Source organism: Sulfurospirillum diekertiae, assembly GCF_002309535.1.
Taxonomy (GTDB): domain Bacteria; phylum Campylobacterota; class Campylobacteria; order Campylobacterales; family Sulfurospirillaceae; genus Sulfurospirillum; species Sulfurospirillum diekertiae.
In genome coordinates, this window is the sequence record NZ_CP023275.1 from 2,785,306 (window position 1) to 2,806,041 (window position 20,736).

At 35.8% G+C, this 20,736-nt stretch carries 21 protein-coding genes and 1 tRNA gene; 7 read left to right on the forward strand and 15 right to left on the reverse strand.

Annotation, left to right across the window (positions count from 1 at the left end):
- Positions 1–6: 6 nt before the first annotated feature.
- The 11 genes from SJPD1_RS14275 to SJPD1_RS14325 form a co-directional block, all read right to left on the reverse strand.
- Positions 7–708, reverse strand: coding sequence for a methyltransferase domain-containing protein (locus tag SJPD1_RS14275; RefSeq protein ID WP_096047728.1), 702 nt, complete (start codon positions 706–708; stop codon positions 7–9).
- Between the two features lie 115 nt (positions 709–823).
- Positions 824–2,140, reverse strand: coding sequence for a sugar transferase (locus SJPD1_RS14280; protein WP_096047729.1), 1,317 nt, complete (start codon positions 2,138–2,140; stop codon positions 824–826).
- 27 nt (positions 2,141–2,167) lie between these two features.
- Positions 2,168–3,466, reverse strand: coding sequence for a TolC family protein (locus tag SJPD1_RS14285; protein WP_096047730.1), 1,299 nt, complete (start codon positions 3,464–3,466; stop codon positions 2,168–2,170).
- A complete protein-coding gene (locus tag SJPD1_RS14290; RefSeq protein ID WP_096047731.1) occupies positions 3,466–4,569 on the reverse strand; it encodes a glycosyltransferase in 1,104 nt (367 codons plus the stop codon). The genes SJPD1_RS14285 and SJPD1_RS14290 overlap by 1 nt, the downstream gene beginning before the upstream one ends.
- Positions 4,559–5,872: an HlyD family type I secretion periplasmic adaptor subunit gene (locus SJPD1_RS14295; protein ID WP_096047732.1), complete on the reverse strand. Its 1,314-nt coding sequence runs from the start codon at positions 5,870–5,872 to the stop codon at positions 4,559–4,561. The genes SJPD1_RS14290 and SJPD1_RS14295 overlap by 11 nt, the downstream gene beginning before the upstream one ends.
- Positions 5,869–7,653: a type I secretion system permease/ATPase gene (locus tag SJPD1_RS14300; protein ID WP_096047733.1), complete on the reverse strand. Its 1,785-nt coding sequence runs from the start codon at positions 7,651–7,653 to the stop codon at positions 5,869–5,871. Before SJPD1_RS14300 ends, SJPD1_RS14295 begins: the two co-directional genes overlap by 4 nt.
- A 23-nt stretch (positions 7,654–7,676) precedes the next feature.
- Positions 7,677–9,089 (reverse strand): SapC family protein, encoded by a 1,413-nt coding sequence (locus SJPD1_RS14305; protein ID WP_096047734.1) that lies wholly within the window; start codon positions 9,087–9,089, stop codon positions 7,677–7,679.
- Positions 9,090–9,192: 103 nt separating this feature from the next.
- Positions 9,193–9,639, reverse strand: a complete 447-nt coding sequence (locus SJPD1_RS14310) for a hypothetical protein (RefSeq protein WP_096047735.1) — start codon at positions 9,637–9,639, stop codon at positions 9,193–9,195.
- A gap of 31 nt (positions 9,640–9,670) precedes the next feature.
- A tRNA-Thr gene (locus SJPD1_RS14315) sits at positions 9,671–9,746 on the reverse strand.
- Between the two features lie 43 nt (positions 9,747–9,789).
- Positions 9,790–10,992, reverse strand: coding sequence for a trypsin-like serine protease (locus SJPD1_RS14320; protein ID WP_096047736.1), 1,203 nt, complete (start codon positions 10,990–10,992; stop codon positions 9,790–9,792).
- Between the two features lie 192 nt (positions 10,993–11,184).
- The gene (locus SJPD1_RS14325; protein ID WP_096047737.1) at positions 11,185–11,934 is read right to left on the reverse strand and encodes a transposase; all 750 of its coding nucleotides are present in this window, start codon (positions 11,932–11,934) and stop codon (positions 11,185–11,187) included.
- A 102-nt stretch (positions 11,935–12,036) separates the two neighbouring features.
- Here SJPD1_RS14325 and SJPD1_RS14330 point away from each other — a divergent pair, with 102 nt between their 5' ends.
- From SJPD1_RS14330 to SJPD1_RS14360, 7 genes are all read left to right on the forward strand, one after another.
- Complete coding sequence (locus tag SJPD1_RS14330; protein ID WP_096047738.1) at positions 12,037–12,405, forward strand: GDP-mannose 4,6-dehydratase; 369 nt, start codon at positions 12,037–12,039, stop codon at positions 12,403–12,405.
- A 119-nt stretch (positions 12,406–12,524) separates the two neighbouring features.
- Positions 12,525–12,860: a preprotein translocase subunit SecG gene (gene secG, locus SJPD1_RS14335; RefSeq protein WP_096047739.1), complete on the forward strand. Its 336-nt coding sequence runs from the start codon at positions 12,525–12,527 to the stop codon at positions 12,858–12,860.
- A 6-nt stretch (positions 12,861–12,866) separates the two neighbouring features.
- On the forward strand, positions 12,867–13,823 hold the full coding sequence (locus SJPD1_RS14340; protein ID WP_087439777.1) for a polysaccharide deacetylase family protein: 957 nt from the start codon (positions 12,867–12,869) through the stop codon (positions 13,821–13,823).
- Positions 13,810–14,370, forward strand: a complete 561-nt coding sequence (frr, locus tag SJPD1_RS14345) for a ribosome recycling factor (protein WP_096047740.1) — start codon at positions 13,810–13,812, stop codon at positions 14,368–14,370. Before SJPD1_RS14340 ends, frr begins: the two co-directional genes overlap by 14 nt.
- An 8-nt stretch (positions 14,371–14,378) precedes the next feature.
- On the forward strand, positions 14,379–14,987 hold the full coding sequence (pyrE, locus tag SJPD1_RS14350) for an orotate phosphoribosyltransferase (RefSeq protein ID WP_096047741.1): 609 nt from the start codon (positions 14,379–14,381) through the stop codon (positions 14,985–14,987).
- Between the two features lie 6 nt (positions 14,988–14,993).
- Entirely contained in the window at positions 14,994–15,455 is a 462-nt protein-coding gene (locus SJPD1_RS14355) for an RDD family protein (RefSeq protein ID WP_096047742.1), read from the forward strand.
- 65 nt (positions 15,456–15,520) lie between these two features.
- Positions 15,521–16,543: an MFS transporter gene (locus SJPD1_RS14360; RefSeq protein ID WP_245391474.1), complete on the forward strand. Its 1,023-nt coding sequence runs from the start codon at positions 15,521–15,523 to the stop codon at positions 16,541–16,543.
- Here the strand turns inward: SJPD1_RS14360 and SJPD1_RS14365 are convergent.
- The 4 genes from SJPD1_RS14365 to typA all read right to left on the reverse strand — a co-directional run bounded on the left by SJPD1_RS14365 (position 16,527) and on the right by typA (position 20,393).
- A complete protein-coding gene (locus SJPD1_RS14365; protein WP_096047744.1) occupies positions 16,527–16,982 on the reverse strand; it encodes a flagellar basal body-associated FliL family protein in 456 nt (151 codons plus the stop codon). The two genes, SJPD1_RS14360 and SJPD1_RS14365, sit on opposite strands and share 17 nt — an antisense overlap.
- Positions 16,983–17,951 (reverse strand): DUF3137 domain-containing protein, encoded by a 969-nt coding sequence (locus tag SJPD1_RS14370; protein WP_096047745.1) that lies wholly within the window; start codon positions 17,949–17,951, stop codon positions 16,983–16,985.
- Between the two features lie 7 nt (positions 17,952–17,958).
- The gene (locus tag SJPD1_RS14375) at positions 17,959–18,516 is read right to left on the reverse strand and encodes a LemA family protein (RefSeq protein ID WP_096047746.1); all 558 of its coding nucleotides are present in this window, start codon (positions 18,514–18,516) and stop codon (positions 17,959–17,961) included.
- Positions 18,517–18,593: 77 nt separating this feature from the next.
- Entirely contained in the window at positions 18,594–20,393 is a 1,800-nt protein-coding gene (gene typA / locus SJPD1_RS14380; protein ID WP_096047747.1) for a translational GTPase TypA, read from the reverse strand.
- Between the last annotated feature and the right edge of the window lie 343 nt (positions 20,394–20,736).

Sequence of the window (20,736 nt, forward strand, 5' to 3'; positions counted from 1 at the left end):
ATATAATTAAGCTTCTTTGGGCGTACCCCAAATAAAAAGCACTTCAAATTCAAGATATTCATGCGGGTAGTTTTGAATCAATGCTTTGGTTTGTGCCACATTTAACCTTCTTTGCCCACCACTAACACCACTTTTTTTGATGTAGCGAAATTTTGAAAGATTGTCATCAAAAAAGAGGCGAAACGTTTTGATTTCATATTTACATGTAAAATGAGTTTCAAACATTTCGGCTAAGTGTTGCGCGTTGGGCAAAAAGGTAGGCAGATGACTCATCGCATAGATTGTTTCAAAAGTTTTATCGGTAAAAATGGCAAATGCCCCCTCTTTACATGTAAAGACCATTTGGGAGATTAACGCTTCAATATCATTGGCCCATTGCAGTGCAGAAGATGAAACTAAAAGATCGTAGGGTGGTGTTAATTGCGAAAGTAATGTAAGTGACTCAAAATCCTCACAGATAATCTCGACCTCTTTACAGGTAGGGTGAAGATCACACATACCTTGAGCACTGTCCACACCTGTAAAACGCTCAACCTGCCATGTAATATTTTTAAATACGGCACCACTTCCACACCCCAAATCTAAAATTGTTTTAGGCTGAGTTGTAATATGGGAAACTAAATAATGTGCTATATCTTGTTGTAATGCAGTGTAATCATCGTAACGATAGGCATTTTTAGAAAATTCTTTGATATGTTTTGCGATCATGTTAACAGAATATCCACTCTTTATAAACTACCTTTCTTTATAAAAATTTTCATTACTATTAATATTAAAAATTACAGCTATTTTTACAACTAACTATTTATAAAAAATTTTGATTTTATCGAGCGCCTTTTTTGCTCAAAACTACTTTAAAAGTTTTGAGTAAGACAATAAAGTCCATCCAAAGAGACCAGTTTTGAATATACCATATATCAAGCTCTTTTCTATTTTCAAAGGTAAGATCATTTCTTCCACTTACTTGCCACAGACCTGTGATACCTGGTTTTACCATAAAAATAATATTTCGATTTTCTTTTATTTTATCCATCTCTTCAACCATATAGGGTCGAGGTCCTATTAAACTCATATTAGCTTTTAAAACATTTATTATTTGTGGTAATTCATCAAGAGAACTTTGTCTTAAAAATTTTCCAATTTTTGTAATACGTGGATCATTTTGGTACTTATGGTAACGCTTAAAGTATTCGATCTCTTCAGGGTTCACTTCAAGATACTTATCTAGAATGCTATCACCATCTTCATACATTGTTCTATACTTAAAACAAGTAAATATTTTTCCATCTTTACCTAATCGCTCTTGCCTGAAAAAAATAGACCCAATTGAATCTCGTTTAATTACAAAAGCAATAAATCCATGAAGTATAAGTACTAATGGCAAAACCAAGAACATTAATAATTTTTCAAATATTTCTTTAAGAAAAATATTGCATGATTTTAAAAGTTCATTTTCAATATGAATAACAGATGTCCTAATGTTGAAATACTCCATTATATTAACTTCTGCCAAATTCACTTTTGCAATATATGGCAAAATATAGAGATCTTTAGTTTCTTTCATATAACGGTCAAGATATAAATTAAGGGCATTAATAGGCATATCTTTGGTAGCAATAAAAATAGCTTCATATTTTTTTGTAACACAACATAGCCCTAAATACCAATTATTTTTAAACTCTCGCTCAATAATAATTTTTTGCTCCATATTACCAACTATTTTCACTTTTTTCTTAAAACAATTAAATGAAAAAAGAAATTTTTTTATATATCTTTTATATATTGGGAAAAGAAGAGTCATAAAACAAAAATACATTACAATAAAAGAGCGAGAATATTCAGTATTAATTCTACTGAGCATAATAAAAGAAAGAATGATGATAAAAGAAAGGCTTAATGCTTTAAAAACTAATTTAGTTTCTTCCCAAAAATCAAGCCTATATTTATAAAGTTTTTCATAAACTAATATCAGGGCTATAAGTATAAACACGGGCATAAAATCTTCTTGATTTTTTAAACTCAAAGGAGGAATTTCATACGTTGTTATGCTATTACGTATCCAAGCAACCAAATGATATATCGCTATTATAAAAATAAAATCAAGTAAAAAAAGCACTGTATTTACTAAGTATTTTTTCATGATAATTATTCTATCTACTATTTACTTTTAACTTGTTTTAAAAATAACAGCATTAAGTTTTTCAATATCATATGGCGTTAATTTCCCAGTGATATTCAAAATTCCTACATAAGAATTAATAAGTGTATAAATGGAATCTATAAGTTTAAACTTTGTTTCATAAAGTTTTGATTTAGCATCTTCTAAATCAATAAGACTTTTAAGCCCATGGTCATGTCCCTTTTGAACAGCACTTAAATAAAGCTCAGCTGAATTTTCAGCATCTTTTTGAAGTGCTATATCTTTTATAGCTGCCTTATAATTCAGGATGAGTTCTTCATATTTTATTTTTACTTCTCGTTGTTGATCACTCAAATCTTCTTTTGCAGAATTGAGCATAACTCTATTTTTTTCAATTTCAGAAGAAATTCTTCCTCCTTGAAAGATAGGAATTCTAAACTCAAGCATGACTCTAGTTTCCCTTTCATAATCAACCGTGTAAGAATCAGTATTATATTTTGTATGTGATAGACTTAAATCTAATTTTGGATAGTGCCCATATTTTGCAGCTTCAATCTCTTTTTCATAAATTTTTGTCCCTAATTCTGCCATTTTAATATCTGGATTATTTTCTAACCCACCAAGAGACGAAATATTTAATAAATTATCTATTTCCAATGTATCAAAATCTACCGATGGAATAGATTCAACATCAATACCAGTCAAATTTTTTAACTTTACTTTTGATAATGCAAGTAAATTTTCTTGTTTGTGCAACGTGATCTTAGCTTGCTCATATGACAACTTAGATTCTAAAAAATCCATTTTATTGGCTAAAGCAAGATTTAATTTTTCAGAGATTTGCTGATATTTAACAAAATTTGTTTGCACATAAGAATTTGCAACAGCAACAGCGTTTTGATTTTTTAAGATAGAGATATATGCATCTGCAACTTTATAAGCAAGCTCTTGTTCTTGTTTTGTTAGATAAATCTTTGCAGAATCGACTTTCAGATCAGCACTTTCAATCTGCGCTATAATTTCAGGATGATAAATTACTTGACTCGCTGTAATAGAGGCTGAATTATACTTTTCTTTCCCATTTCTTTCATAATAATTAGTTGTATAATTTCTATTTGAATTGTCAAATGAAGCAAAAATTTGAGGATAAAGCTGTGACTCTGCTTGCTTAACATCTTCCTTTTTAGCATCGACTTGATAAGCCACTGAACGTAGTTTAGCTTCATATACAAGTGCTCTGTGATATGCTTCACTCAATGTCATTGCTGAACTATCGGCATACAACACTACAGAAGCACTTAAACATATTAAAATCTGTCGCACCATTATATATTCCTTATCTCTATATAAGAGAGCATTTTTTTCTTAAAATTTTCTACAGAAAATGTAAATGCATGTTCCATACATTCATGAGCATCAATTCTTTGATGCTCAAAAAAATCGATAGCATAAATTAATGACTTGCTCGTTTGTTCTTCAACGAAAATACCTGTTTTACAATGAATAACTGTTTCACAAGCACCACCTTCTTTATAAGCGATAATAGGTGTGCCACAAGCCGAAGCTTCTATGGGAGCTATACCAAAATCTTCTTTTGCCATAAAAATAAAAGCTTTAGCTTTACTAATATATCCCATTGCTTCTTTTCTTGGAAGATACCCTGTAAAAATTATATTGCTATTAGCCATTTTTTGTAGTGCATTTAGCGATACGCCATCACCTATAACGATCAATTTTTTATCTGGCATCTGATTAAAAGCCTCAACAATGATATCAATACGCTTATACTCGACTAAACGAGAGAGGGTAACATAATAATCACTTTTTGATTCTGTATAAACACACTCATCAAACTCAACAGGAGGGTAGACAATATCCGCTTCCCTACGCCAAGATTTTTGTATGCGCTGTTTAATAAAATCTGAATCTGCAATCAATATATCAGGCCTTTGTGCTGAGACATAATCCCAAATTCTCATTTTATGAAGCCATCGTTTGAGCATTAAACGCATTAATCCTCTCCCGAAAACACCTAAACGCTCATGTTCATACATTGAGTCCCACGCATATCGCATTGGAGAGTAAATATAGGCAATATGTTTCTGATGTGGATGTACAATCACACCTTTTGCGACAGCATGCGAACTTGAAATAATCATATCATACCTCGACAAGTCAAATTGCTCTACCAAATAAGGCATCAAAGGAATAAAATACCGATATCGTTTTGCTATAAAGTTAAATCTTTGCAAGGGTGATGTATATATTTTATGAGAATCCAACCACGTTCTTTGTTCTAAAGGTAAGATGTCTACCATAGTATAAACATCAGCATTAGGACAAAGTGCTAGTATATGCTTTAAGACAATTTCCGCGCCACCATTGACACTCAGCCAATCATGAATAACAGCTATTTTTCTATTTTTCATTAAAACTTCTACTAAACATATCCATAAACGGCTTCACTAAATAATTTAAAGCTGTTCTGTTCTCAATTTTAATCATGATTTCAGCAGGCATTCCTGCAACTAAATTAAAATTGTATTCTTTTACTTGTTCATTGCCTTTTGGCGTTAATTCCACTTTTGCTTCATAGTAAGGGGCACCTGTCTTTTGGTCTATTAAGCTATCTGCTGAAACATTAGTGACTTTTCCTTCGATGACATTGGTGTGCCTCGTATCAAACGCTGAAAATCGTATATCTGCTAGCAATCCCTCTTTTACTTTATCAATATCTTTTGTTTGAACATGCGTTACAACAACTAATTGAGAGTTTTCTGGTACGATATCTAAGATTGGCTTGCCTGCAGCAATAACGCCACCTTTAGTATGAATATCCATTCCAACGATATTTCCAGCAATTGGTGCTCGTACTATCAGTCTTTCAGTAACGTCTTCTGCTGCAACTAATTTTGATTTGAGATTAGAGAGATCATTTTTTGCATTGACTAACTCTGCATACGTTTTATCTTGAACATCTTTTTTTCGTGCTAAGAGTTGAGATTTTAACTCACTTATCTGGTCATCCGTCTTAGCCATATCTGCTTTTGTATTGGCAATATCGCCTTCAACCAACGTTTTTTCTCTCGTTAATTCTCTTAATTTAAGTTTATCTACCAATTGCTCAGCAAAAAGTATTTTCCACTCACCGATCTCTTCTTCAAGAGATTTAAGCCTAGTTGACTTGCTCTTAACAAGTGAAATTGTACCTTCTTTGTAGTTTACTAACTGTGCTATTCTCTGTTCTGTAATCGTTTCATCATTCATCACTATTCTTTGCTTTAAATCAAAAATTTGTTTTTGCGTATTGATGATATTTTGAAGCTCTGGTGTTTGCTTCAATTTTTTAACTTCATCAGAAAATACGATATTATTGGGGGAAGAAATTTGAGATTCTAATCGAGATTCCAATACAAGTGCTTCCATATATTGATTTTTTAAAATATCAAGTTGTGCCAAAGCGTTTGTATTTTGAAATTTTAAAAGGATATCTCCTTCTTTAACAAAATCACCATTTTGAACTAATATTTCATCTACAATGCCACCCTCTAAGTGCTGAACTGTTTTTTTGTTTGAGTCTGCAGATACTGTACCTATCGATACTACTGAGCTTGCTAAGGGAGCAAAGGCCATCCAGCCACCTATGATAACAAAAACGACAATTACAACACCCAAACCAAATTTTATAATATTTTTATCATTACCATCAGGTTTTGAAAATTCATTTTTCATGCTGTTACTCCTGTTGGTTTACTAAGGGAAACAACTTGCGGTGCTGTATTTTGCTGTGCTTTTGGCGCACTTTGTTGTTGCGGTGCCACTTGCTGTTGCAATTTTTGTAATACCTCATTGGTATTTCCGAATAATTGCAATACACCTTGTTGTATAAATGCTAATTTATTGGTTACTTGTAAAATACTAGGTCGATGTGTTATGAGTATAACCGTTGTGCCTCTGGATTTTAAGATTTTAATCGCTTCCACCAAAGCAGCTTCTCCAACGTCATCAAGATTTGAGTTTGGCTCATCCAATACTACTAAAACTGGATTATTATAAAGTGCTCTAGCAAATCCTACACGTTGTCTTTGCCCACCTGAGAGTGTAGCCCCTCCTGCGCCAATGAGTGTATCGTATCCATCTGGTAGCCTCAAAATCATCTCATGTACCCCCGCTATTTGAGCAGCTTCAACAACTTTTTGCGCATTCACTTCTGAAAAACGGCAGATATTTTCACTAATCGTACCTTCAAAAAGTTCTATATCTTGCGGTAGATATCCTATATATTGTCCTAATAGCTCTTTATCCCATTGCGATATATCTGATTTATCAAGCCTTACTTTACCAGAAGCTAAAGGCCATAGCCCCAAAATTGCACGTGCTAAGCTTGATTTCCCCGCTGCACTTGGTCCAATGATACCTACGATATCTCCAGAATCTACTTGAAAGGATATGCCTTTTAAAGAGGGTTGTTTTGCATTAGGAGGAACAACCATAACACTTTCTAAAAGTATCTCACCACGAGGTGCAGGCAACTCCATTGGTTTTTCTTTTTTAGCAAACTCTTCTAGCAACCCGTCCAACCTTTCATACGATGTGCGTGCGTTACTAAATCCCTTCCACGTTGAAATCATCAAATCAAGCGGTGCAAGCGCGCGCCCCATAATGATGGACCCTGCTATCATCATACCAGGCGTTAATTCAGCCTTTATAGCAAGATACCCTCCGAGCCCTAACATGAGTGATTGAAAGAGCATACGCATTGATTTAGTTAGGTTAGACCAAAATCCGGCGTTGTCACTTGCTATCATTTGTGCATTTAAAAATCCATAATACTTTTTTTGCCATATTTTTTTAATGTTATTTTGCATCCCCATCGCATGAATCACTTCTGCATTGCGCAAACTTGCATCAACAAAAACGGTCGAGTCACGACTCAGTTTATTAGCTTCAGCTAATTTGTCTTTCGTTGTTCTTTCATTCATAATCGCAAATACAACCAAAACACAACCAGCGAAAATTGAAAAGTATCCAAATAGAGGATGAAATAGGAAAAGAACCAAGATATAGATGAACATCCAAGGGGTATCAAAAAAAGCAAACAATCCATTACCTGTCATAAATTGCCGTATTTGGGTTAAATCATTTAGTGGCAAGGATGAAGCTTTACCTGGCATTTTATTGGCTAGTTGAAATATGGACTCAAAAACCCTATCGCTTAAAAGATTGTCCATTTTATTGCCAACTCTCACCAATACACGAGATCGCACCATTTCCAAAATTGCCATCGTTGCAAAAAGCGCAACAATTAAAAGCGTTAATAACACAAGAGTACTTTCACTCCTACTGGCCATAACTCTATCATACAATTGCAACATGTACAGTGGTGATGTCAGCTGCAAGAGATTTATAAATAAACTAAAAAAACCCACAAAAATAAATGATTTTTTAGCTTTTAAAATAGTTTGTTGTAGTTCCGATACCTGGTGTTGCTTTTTTTGACGATTTGGACTCATTGTTGGCCTTTATACTTAAAATACTACTGTTTTATACTTGCTAAATTAAAAAGTGTTTGAATATGATTTAGAGAGTTAAGATGCATGTCTATAAAACTGATGATACCTTTTCGAACCCAATCAGCTAAAACTGAATCCTCAAGTGCATTTAACTTTTCTCTGCTCACTACGCTAAATCCATTGACCAATATTTTCCTCTCATCGCCTTTGCCTACAGTTATCTCTCTCTCTTCCAAGATACCGCTCTTGACTATCAAATTTACAAGATTTTGTGTTTGAATGCGCTCATTTTCATAATTTTGCAGAAAAGTGATGGCATTATCTAAAGTCTCAGTATTATTACCATCTTTGTTAAAAAGTTGCTTGCCTTTACTTTGGCTTACGAGTTCAGATTCACTATCGATAAGCACAAGCTGTTGATTGGTATCATCTTTATTTATCCCTAGTGAAAAAGGGTATCGGCGGATAAATGCTGGTACATAGTTTACGATATATTTGCCTTCTGCATTAATGGCTAAGTTTGAACTACCTAATGAATTGAGAGCTACCAAGCTAGATTGTTCTCCTGATATAAAAACCACAGGAAAATCTTTTCCAATATGTCCAATTTCACTGGTCAGAACAGGTGTTGTAATTAATTCTTTCGCAAAGAAAAGATTACTCATAGGGCTTATTTTAAAATTTTGATGGTTTTCTTTATCTAAAACAACTAAATTTTTATACATAGTATTCCTTTTTATGGTATTGTTTTGAATCATTTTTTTGGGTCTTCCTACTTTGTTACTGATTAGGGATGAGCCTATTCGCCTGCTTAGTTCTTGATAAAATTCTTTAGTGCCTGTGATAGTTTGTTTTGTGATATGTTCGCGCAAGAATGTTAGCATCTCATCAGAAAGTGGTTTGCTAAAAAGTGATTTGTAGATTGTTGTACGTTCAAGAGGGCTAGAAGCAAGTAAATTATAAACCGTATGATGAGCAATGCACTCATTATCTACATTTTGGCTATTTGCCGCATAACTACTAAAAGCATATTCCTCTGCTGATGTGACAAGTCCTGTTCTAACAGGATTGCTTTCGATATACTGCATCAAAGGCAATACAAAACGATTTTCGACCAATGAGCTTCTATATCTACCTTCCCATAAAGTCCCTGTTCGATTGTACTTTTTGTTAAAATAAGACACGTATTTGATGCCAAAGCCTTGCACAAATCGAGCAATGGCGTCCCGATTGAGTGGAGTACATAGTATATGTACATGATTTGGCATCAAACTATAAGCGTGCATTTTTACAAGGAGTTGGCTTGTTAAATCTTTTAATACATCTAACCCAAATTCGTAATCTGCATGATCATAAAATATCTGCTCTTGATTATTACCACGTAACAAAATATGTTGTGGAATATCTTCAAAAAACAGTCTTATTTTGCGAGCCAAACATTTTCCTCATTTGTTTTAGTAATGTTATAGTACTCTGAATAAGCTTTAAATAACTTTAAGTATCTGACCCTATTTTATATAAATAAATAGGGTCAGATACTTAAAAAATGCTATATATGCCCCATTCATACTTTGGAGCACTGTTTAATATCAGCTTTACAACACTTTTCATCATACGCTCATCTAATACTGTTTCGCAAAAAATTGCTTCTTCACTGTTTTTAAATACTATTTTAGTTCCTTGTGCTTCTTTAGAAAAATCTACACTCTCAAGCAAGATAGGTGTTTTTTGTGTTAAAAGATACAATGAACTGTCAGTTGGCTTATCTTTTTGAGGTGTTTGTTCTATGAGCTCATTTACAATACCATTATCATGTTGTGTAAAATCAAAAAAAATAGGAATTAATTTTAGTAAAAAACTACGTGTTATCCAAAAGTCTATACGTTCAGCTTGTATTTCATAATTTAATGTTAGAAGAAGGCGATCTTCTTTTGCATCATACTTACATGTAAAGGTTTTAGCAACAATCAAAGAATTTGTATTCATGGAGGTATTCCAAATTAAGAGTACATAAAGATGGAGCTGGTGAACGGAATCGAACCGCCGACCTACTGCTTACAAGGCAGTTGCTCTACCGACTGAGCTACACCAGCATCTTTGGGATGTGAATTATACCTTGTATGTTCTTAGATTTGACTAAAGTAAATCATCATTTACGATGGTTCGTAGTGCTGTTAATGTCACGATACCATCTCCAAAACTACCGCCTATTGGATTAAAAACGTCCATATAGAAGGTTTCATTCTCTTCCACCGTCTTGTCACCTATGATTTCTACGGGAATGACTGCTTGGTTTGCTGTTGGGTATAAAATCAGTGTACCATTGACTGCGATATAGTCTTCCCCCGCATGAGCACTACCATCGCGAGAGGTATAATCCACACTTACCCATGATTCCGCACTACTGCGTGTACCTGTAAATTCGACTAGAAAATAGGCGTAACTTACACCGATATTACCCTCAACCACGCTTTTTTGAACTTCTGAGGCTTTGCTTGGGGCATTAGGGTAAAGAGAGCGTATACTTTCATCAATCCATTCTTGATAGTAACTCACTTTTTGCCAGGCGGCTATCTCTCCAAATGTACTATTGGTGATGCCATCGCTATCTGGCTGATAACTGTAAGTTTCCAAACTACTGATATAACTAGCAATTCCTGCAACTTTATTATCTATAAACGCGGGGCCTCCACTATCTCCTGAAGATATGATGCCTTCCATTACTCCAGTACCTGTGTTATTCTTACCTATAAACATGCCCAAGGCATCATGTGTAGCCATGCCATTGTCAAAATCTGCGATTAACTGAGATTCCTTTGTTGGTGACCAACCCATTGTATACCCTAATGCATCTTTGAGTTCATCAGCACTTGCATCAAACGTATTTTCAGTCATAAGCCGTATATAGGGACCACTATAACTCGTTTGTGCTCCACTAGAACCCGTGCCAGGAACACCATAACCTACCATCGTAAAGTGTTGAGATATCTCATCGCTATCTCTGTAAATATCGTATCGTTCAGCCGATATTGGGGCATCATCGCTTAGCCAAATTAAGGCTAGGTCATTGTTGCCTTCTAAGGGGTCATAATCTGGATGTATCAAAATATGTGAAGCATTGAGTGTTATATCGCCTTGGGCTGTTTCAAAAAAGACGGATGCCGTTGTCTCACTCACCCCTTCAAAAAGATGTGCCGCTGTCAATATGGCTTTTCCATCGTATAATAGTGTTCCTGAACCATAATAGCCCCCAATGGCCACACGAACAACACCATCATACCCTTCTTGTATATCAGCTCTGTACCTGTCATCTAGGTAATTTGTCAATGTTGTTACCATCTTTTAACTCCGATACTATAACGTAGAAGTATTATACAAATTTTAGCGAGAAATATCTATGCAAGAGGTGCATCAGTACAATATATTTTTAAAGAGTTTAGAGGAGAATGGAGGCTTTACATGTAAACGTTAAAAGGAAAAAAGTTAAACACAATGCACCTGCTCCTTGTTCGCATTCATATCTAAGATCCCTTATTTCTTTAGATACTTTGCTATGGTTGCGGGAGAAAGCTCAAGGAATTTAGCGATATCTGCATTTGAGTAGCCATAGGCAAAAGCTTCTTGAGCGTTTTTGATTTTGTTTATATCTCTATCTTGTTCAAAAAAATTTTCCAGTCTTTTTGTTAAAACTTTCGTACCTTCATTTCTAATAGTCGTAACTTTAGGGGTTGTATATACTTTATTAAAATTCTCATCATCCAAATCAGAATCCAAAAATGCATAATACTCACTTTGAGACATATTTTTGATTGTAGAATTTTGAAGTAAATTTATATATTTTTGATTGTAAAGGTAGTGAAACAATGATTGGTACTTGTAGTGTTCAAGCTTTTTAACAATATTTGCTTTGAGTGGATTGCGTTCTATATACTTTGTTACAATCCAAAAATGCTCTTCATCAAACAATAAACTCGAATAAAATCTGCTTTGCCAAAGATGACCACATCGTTTATGTTTTTTGTTAAAGTATGTAGAATAATTTGAATTGAGGTATTTAAAAGCATCTGAAAGGTTTTCTTTTGTCGTTTCAACAAGTAGGTGATAGTGGTTGTTCATAAGGCAAAATGAGTGTACATATAACTCATATGTAGATGAAACAAAAGTGAGTATTTCTAAGAACTTTTCAAAATCTTCTTCTTCATAAAAAACAACTCTTCTTTCAACACCTCTATTGATGACATGATAAAATCCTGCCTGTTTGACTCTTGGTGCTCTTGGCATACGCATTTTCCTCTGATTTTTACATAAGCATAGCACAAATATCAGCTAAATGCAAGAAAAATAAACGAAAAGTGCCTGACCCCCATTAAAAGTTTACAAAAGGTGCCTGACCCCATTATTAAAAAGCATTATAAAGAAAAACAACGTAGTATTGAGTTGGGAAATTTACATGTAAGCCGTGAGTTTAACGATATTCGTGATGTTGTTTCATGGTATATTGGGCTATTGGAAAGCTCTACTAAGAGTACAATAGTTAATTTATGTTCAGGGAAAACTGTATCGTTACTTGAGATTATTGAGTTGATGAATGACATTGCAGGATATGCTATTAATGTTAAGATTAACCCATCTTTTGTGCGTGAAAATGAAATTAAAACTCTTTTTGGTTCAGTACAAAAGTTGTGCGATTTACTACACATACGAGAACATATCGCTATAAAGAATACCTTAGAAATGATGTTTAAACACTAAAAAAATAACCAATAACTACAAGTCTAATTCTTTAGAATCGTTACTCTTAACAATGTTTTTAATTCATTTTGGATATAATCCTTAGTTCTACATTATTTTGAAACCAAAGGACATCTCTTATGACCACCGTTTTACTGGTATTACAATTTGTATTTACCGTTATTTTAACTGTTTCTGTACTCCTTCAAAAAAGTTCATCTATTGGTCTTGGCGCTTATAGTGGAAGTAACGAATCTCTCTTTGGAGCAAAAGGTCCAGCAGGATTTATGGCAAAATTTACATTTGTTATGGCAATCCTTTTCATTACAAATACCCTTGCTTTAGGTTATTTTTACAACCAAACTAAAAAAGTTTCCATTGCTGAAGATATCAAAATTGAAAAAAGCGTTGTTCCAAGCGTTCCAGCTCCTGTGACAACAGCTCCATCAGCCCCAGAAGCTCCTAGCGCTAAATAATTAGCCATGAAATCCTTTTGGCTTGTATTATGTTTGAGTGTCATGGTATGGGCAGACGCCCATATCTTTATCTACCATCGTTTTAACGATTCCAGGTATCCCTCAACCAATACAACACTTGAAGAGCTTCGCAAAGAGTTTGACTACTTTAAGAAAAATGGCTATGAAGTCATTCCTCTTGAAAAACTAGTCCAAGCACTTCACAACAAAGAAACAATTCCCGATAATTGGATTGTTCTCACCGTTGATGATAACTATAAAAGCTTTTACGAACATGGCCTAGCACTCTTTAAAGAGTACCACTACCCCTTCACCATGTTCGTCTATGTCGGAGCAACGGAGCAAAAATACGGTGATTTTATGAGTTGGGACCAACTGAAAGAGACAGCCAAATATGGCTCTTTAGAGTTTCATTCTCTCAACCACCCCCATATGACAGAACTAAGTAATGAAGCACTTAAAAAAGACTTTGATGAGGGATTAGCCCTTTTTGAAAAGCATCTTGGACTAAAGCCTCATTATTTTTCTTATCCTTTTGGCGAATTTAGCCCTCGAGTAAAAGCCATTGCACAAAGCTATGGTTTTGAAGCTATTTTAAACCAAACTATGGGTGCTGTTGCAAGTTTCAGCGATCCGCTCGATTTAGACCGCTCCGCACTGGTTGGCAAAAGCGATTTAACTGGATTTTTAAAATATAAAGCCCTTGAAGCCACCTGGTTTGAACCTACGGTATTGCTCAGTGATGGCAAACTTGGCGCTTTACATGTAAAAGCACAAACCACTTCGACTAAGGGCGGTATTTACATCAGCGAACATGGATATCAAGAAGTGAGTCTCAGTGATGGTGTGTTTGAAGCACAAATCAATAAAATACTCACCAAAGATCGCACACGGATCATCGTCTCTGTGGGCAACAAAATTTCAACGAAACTACTTGTAAAGGATAAATATGGAACTCAATAAAATCTATGCTGAACAAAAAGAGCATATGGAAAAATGTATCTCAGCACTCAAACGCGACTTTATAACCATTCGTAGTGGTAAAGTCTCTACCACTATTTTAGATAACATTCATGTCGATTACTATGGAACACCAACAGGCCTTAGTCAAGTAGCAACTGTTCTAGCTACGGACGCGACCACCATTACTATCTCTCCTTGGGAAAAAAAGATGCTCAGAGAGATCGAAAAAGCGATTATGCAAGCCAATATCGGGGTCAATCCTAACAACGATGGTGAAACCATTAAACTCTTCTTCCCTCCAATGACAACCGAGCAACGCAAAGAAGGCGCAAAACAAGCCAAAGCAATGGGTGATAAAGCTAAAATTGCAATTCGTAACGTTCGTAAAGACTCTAACGATCAAGTCAAAAAACTTGAAAAAGATAAAGTGATCACTGAAGATGGTTCTAAAAAAGGACAAGATGAAGTGCAAAAAATCACCGATGCTACGGTTTCTAAAGTCGACGAACTCGTCAGAGAAAAAGAATCTGAACTTCTCAAAATTTAAGGCAAACCATGCAGATTGAAAAAATTTATAAAGATGCCAATGCGCTTTTAGAGGGACACTTTTTACTTAGCAGTGGTAAACACTCACACTACTACCTTCAAAGTGCCAAAGTTTTGGAAGACCCCAAAGTAGCTGAGCAATTAGCGGTGGCATTAGCCAAAATGATTGCTACTTCCGACCTTAAAATCGACACTATTTGTTCTCCCGCACTCGGAGGCGTTTTGGCAGGATATGAACTTGCACGCGCCCTTGGAAAACGTTTTATTTTTGCGGAGCGCGTCAATGGTGAAATGACGATTCGCAGAGGCTTTGAAGTTTCAAAAGGCGAAAAAATCCTTGTTTGCGAAGACATTATCACCACGGGCGGCTCTGCTTTGGAAGCGGCTAAAGTGGCTGAAAGCATGGGTGGCGTGATCGTGGGTTTTGCAGCACTTGCGAATCGTGGTTTTTGTAAACGTGTCGGAAGCGATCTAGCAGGAAAACCTACATGTAAACTTCCCAATGATGCACCTTTTTTCGCATTGGCTGATTTTGAATTTGATATTTATGAGCCAAGCGAGTGCCCTTTATGCAAAGAAGGTAGCGTAGCGATTAAACCGGGCAGTAGAGGAAACTAAGTTTTAATGCGATGGAGAGAGCGTAAGAAAGGGATTCAAAAAGGGCGAAAAAGCTCTTTACCTTCTTACACCATCGCATCTTTTACCCAGCGTTTTAAAGCCTTTGTGGTCGACTCATTCATGCTTTTGATGCCGATTTTGTACATCGTTTTTTATCTCGTTTATGGCTCACGGGAAGGCTTTGCCGCACATATGCTTCAAGGGTGGTTTTTGATTCTCATTCCTTATGGCGCCCTTACCCTTTTGTTTCTCAAACGAAACGGTCAAACCCCTGGGTACAAAGCGTATGATCTTTTACTAATTGATCTAAGTACTCAGCAAAAAACCTCTCTGATGCAACTCCTTGTACGCTATCTTTTCATGCTTTTGACCGCTTTTACGATCATCGGACTTTTTCTACCATTGATACGTAAAGACAATCTAGCGCTCTATGATATTTTAAGCCAAACTGCTCCCATTGCTAAATGATCTTTTTTAAAATCTCTGGTTTTTTCTTTTCATACTTTTCTGTCACCAGTGTGTATGTTATTTTTATGCCAAAAATCTTGCAAACGATCGGTTACAATGCACCTCAAATTGGCGCTATTTTTGCCTTAGCCCCTTTGATGCGTTTTTTTGTACCCTTTTTCTTTCTCAAACATTTTGAGCTCAACCAAAAAGTCTTTTACACAGCCCTTGGTGGCGCTATCCTTTCCATTATACTCTTCTACCCAACCATTCACCATTTCTACCTCTTTATGCTTCCTAATATGCTCCTAGGAGCCTGTTTGGGTATGATATTGCCGTACATTGAAACCTATGCGATGGAACACTTGCGTAAAGAGCATTTTGGGAAATCACGTTTGTTTGGCTCAATCGGTTTTATGCTCATTGGCATTGTCTTAGCACGCCACTTGGAAAACTACACCAATGGCTTACATTACCTACTTTTAGCCATTAGTGCAACGGCTTTGTTTGCCTATTGGCTCACCCAAAATAATGCTCATTTTACAACAGCGAATGCCACGATAGAAGAGCCTTTTAACTTTTTACATGTAAAGTATTTATGGATCAGTCTTTTCTTGATGCAAGTCAGTTTTGGGGGCTTTTATAACTTTTTTACCATTTATGAAACAGCACACGGTATCGGTCTTGAAATGACCAGTTATTTGTGGGCATTTGGTGTTATTTGTGAAATTATACTGTTCTATTTTCAAGCACCTTTACTGAAACGCTTTAGCCTTTTAACCTTGGTGAAACTAGGGGTTTTGACAACAGCACTTCGTTGGTTATTACTGTTTGCCTTTCCATCATCACTTTGGATCTCTTACCTCTCTCAATCTATGCATGCTTTTAGCTTCGCACTGCATCACACCGCAGCTCTGAACCTTCTTTACACACTTTATACTCATAAAAAACTAGCCGCTCAATTTTACTATGGATTTTCCTTTGGTTTGGGAGGGTTTGTTGGGGCTCTACTTGCGGGATATTTTTACGGTGAGTATCTTTACTTGTATGCAAGCTTCATCGCACTGCTTTCACTAGGAAGCTTAATGCTTTTCAAGGAGAAAGAATAAAGTTTTTAATGTAAATCGTCTCAATTTGATACCCAAATGTATTCTCTAACATATCAATCAGTTCTTCTTTAAGACGCTCTTTCCCATTGACGGTTTCAAGACCGTTGGCATCCATAGAATTTAGATACTGCAAAACAGCATTACGCACATTATCCATATTACCTTGCAATGCTTTTTTACTGGTATTGCTTTTCATAACTAAAGCAATATCGGCTTTTAAAATCTTGTATTTTTGGGATCTGATATTAATATAGATTGTATCCAGGCTGACTTCTCTAGCATCTGTGCTTAGATTGTTTGCCTTTTTTGCAATCGGAGATGATGTATAAGAGGGTTCGCTATTATCATCTTTGAGCACATAATTTAGTATTAAAAAACCTATAATAAGCAATAACGCAATAAAAGCTAAAGAGAATTTGAGTAATTTTTCATTAAACATTTATCGTTTACTCCACAGTTTTTCATTTAATTTAAATTCATTGACAATACTTACAATCATGCTCAAAAGTTCAAAGTAGTCTTTAATAGAGGTAAATTCTAACAATGAATGTGATAATATCGGCTCAAACAATGGTTTTGTGTAGTGCATCGCCAAATAAAGTTTTGAATCAACAAAAGAGAGATAAAGAGGTTTACCTACTTTCGTACGAAATTGCACGATCTCTTCCATCAGTGAATGCGACAAAATATAACGGCTCTCTATAGGATCATCCCCATAGGTTACAAAAAATTTTTCAAATTCTGGGTGATCAAGCTTGATCAATTTTCCTCGTTGTACATTCATTCCTTGCATCCACGAACCAAGCACTCCAAATTTACGCTCTGCTATATCGGGCAAAACAACGACTTTAGAGTGAAATGTTTTATTGAAATCCGCAATAAAAAAGAGCCCTTGAAAAATATCAACCCACTCCTCTTTATTGTCTGTATCCCGTACTTTTTGCTCTACATGTAAATCACAAAAGCGTACATCCACGCCCTCTATTTTCCCCATCACTAAGTCATTGCCCACAAAACGATCATACGATGCTATAAAGAGTTCACTCCGTTGATACTCTAATTCACTGATAGAGCTCATTTTGGAGTAAATGAGTGAAGGATCTAAAAAATGGATAATTTTTTCTATCACTTGGTCTTTAAACAACATACTATAACCAGCACTTTCATGCCTGTAGATAAACATAAAGATTAAAAAGGCGCTCATTCCTGAGACAAGTGCTGCATGAAGTGGTTTGAACATAAAAGCCTGATGAAGGACAAAAAAGAGTATAAGAGAGATCAACAAAAGAATAAAAGCAGCTTTTTTAAGAGTCGCCATTGTACTTAAACGTTTTTCCTCCAAAGCTTTAAGCTCTGGGTACATTGACTCATAATAATAATCTAGCAGTGATGCAAGATTTGGTTTCACTATTTACCTATTTTTGAAAAAGGTTTTTCACATCAACATTTTGGCGTTCCATCACTGGAATACTAAAAACCTCTTTTCGCTCTAACTTCATAAAACCTGCCATAAAATTAGTAGGAAACATTTGAATGGCATTGTTATAGTCCGTTACACTTTGATTGTATGCTCTACGTGCCGCTGAAATCTGCTCTTCCAATTCATTCAGTGTACCTTGAAGGTGTAAAAAATTTTCGTTTGCTTTGAGTGTAGGGTAGTTTTCAACAGCGACCATGAGATTGCCAAGCATGGAAGAGAGTTGTTTATCGAGGGCTACTGTTTCAGCATCTGTCAGATTATCTGTTGTGGCTTTTGAGCGAAGTTCGGTGATCTTCTCAAGTGTAATGCGTTCATGAACCATATACTCTTTCACAGTTGCCACAAGGTTTGGGAGAAGATCGTAACGTTTTTTGAGGATTGCATCAAGTCCTGCGAAGATATTATCGACTTGATTTCGTTTGGAGATTAGCGTATTGTACATGACAATAATGATAAAAATAATGACACCTGTAACAATTAAAAATGTTTCCATAGTAACCTCCTCAATTATTATCACACGATAGGATTTTGCCATCATATGGGTGGCAAAATCTTTACATGTAAAACTTCTTAGCGGCTCATACGTTTACGTAGATTTGGATCTAGGTATTTTTTACGAATACGAATGTTGATAGGCGTTACCTCTACCAATTCATCATTTTCAATCCACTCAAGTGCTAATTCAAGGTTCATTTTGCGTGGGGGAACGAGTTTAATCGCTTCATCAGCACCACTACTTCTTACGTTACTTTGTGGCTTACCTTTGATAGGATTGACATCCAAATCGTTCGGACGTGAATGCTCCCCAATAATCATACCCGCATAAACTTTATACTGTACATCCACGAAAAGAACACCACGCTCTTGCAAACTAAAGAGTGAATAGCCCATCGCAGTTCCATTCTCCATGGAAATAAGCGCGCCATTTTTACGGTGCTCAACTTCGCCACTGAGTGGTCTAAAATCAAGGAATGAGTGGTTCATAACACCCTCACCTTTGGTATCGGTCAAAAACTGTCCACGAAAACCTATAAGTCCACGTGCAGGAATTTCAAACTCAATTCTCGTTTGACCATCACCCGTTGGGTTCATCGCTTTCATTTCCGCTTTTTTACGACCCAATTTTTCAATTACCGTACCTGTAAAATCATCGGGAACATCGATCACCAAATGCTCATATGGCTCCATTTTAACGCCATTTTCTTCTTTAATAATAACTTCGGGACGCCCAAGAGAGAACTCAAAACCTTCACGTCTCATGTTCTCTGCCAAAATCGTAATTTGAAGCTCACCACGACCTGAAACTTTAAATTTACCTTCGCCTGCATTCTCATAACGCATTGCGATGTTTGTTTTCATCTCAGATTCTAAACGTTCAGCAATTTTGTTGGAAGTAACGTATTTACCATCAAGTCCAGCAAAAGGAGAGTCATTAACACCAAAAACAACGGAGAGCGTAGGCTCTTCAATGTGCAATGGATCAAGAGGTATTGGATTGTTTGGATCAACGATACTATCGCCCACATCGAGTGTTTCAAAGCCAGCAATGGCTACGATATCTCCACTTTCTGCTTCGGCGATGTCGATTCTATCCAATCCGTGGAAACCAATCAATTTAGAGATACGTCCACGAATTTGTTCGCCATCTGCTTTGGCAAGCAATACCGTTTCATTTTTCTTAATCGTTCCATTGAAAATACGTGCAATACCAATTTTACCAACATAGTTGTCATAATCAAGGGTAAACACTTGAAGCTGAAGAGGGTTCTCTGGTAAGCCAGTCGGAACGGGAACATGCTTAAGAATCGTTTCAAAAAGAGGCACAAGATTTTTACTTTCATCGCTCATGTTGTATTTCGCAAAACCATCACGCGCTGCTGCGTAAATAATAGGAAATTCAAGTTGATCTTCATTTGCACCAAGTGCTACGAGAAGGTCAAATACCTCATCAACAACACGATCAGGATCAGCAGCTGGTTTGTCGATTTTATTGACAACCACAATCGGACACAAACCAAGACTCAATGCTTTTTTAACAACGAATTTGGTTTGAGGCATAACACCTTCTTGGGCATCGACAAGCAATAAAACACCATCAACCATTTTTAAAACACGCTCAACCTCGCCACCAAAGTCAGCATGGCCTGGAGTATCGATAATGTTAATTTTAGTATCTTTATAGCGAATAGCTGTATTTTTAGAAAGGATGGTGATACCACGCTCTTTTTCTAGATCGTTGCTATCCATCGCTCTTTCTTCTACTTTTTGATGTGCTGAATACGTTCCTGATTGTTTTAACAGCTCATCAACTAAGGTCGTTTTTCCGTGGTCAACGTGCGCGATCACGGCAATATTTCTAAACTCTTGCAAAAAATTCTCCTCGTAAACTTTGACTTTTACATCTCATATAAAACGTACGTGATTGGTGTAGTTTGATTGAAGTAAATATGCTTCATTATAGCATGTTCTTACTAAAATTAAAATATCCTTACATGTAAAGCTATTTTGGCATTCATTTTTCAAAATTGGAATGAGTATTGCTTGTCAAAAGAGTGAAATCATCTCTTTAATTGAATAATAGATCAAAAAAGTAAGATGCTATTTCTAACTAAAAGACAAGCCTTTCGAAGAAACATCGGCATATAGCCCTTGTTTTGTGCCCTAGTGGCTAACGTAGTTTTTCAAGTTTAGTTTGGAAAGTATTATAAAAATA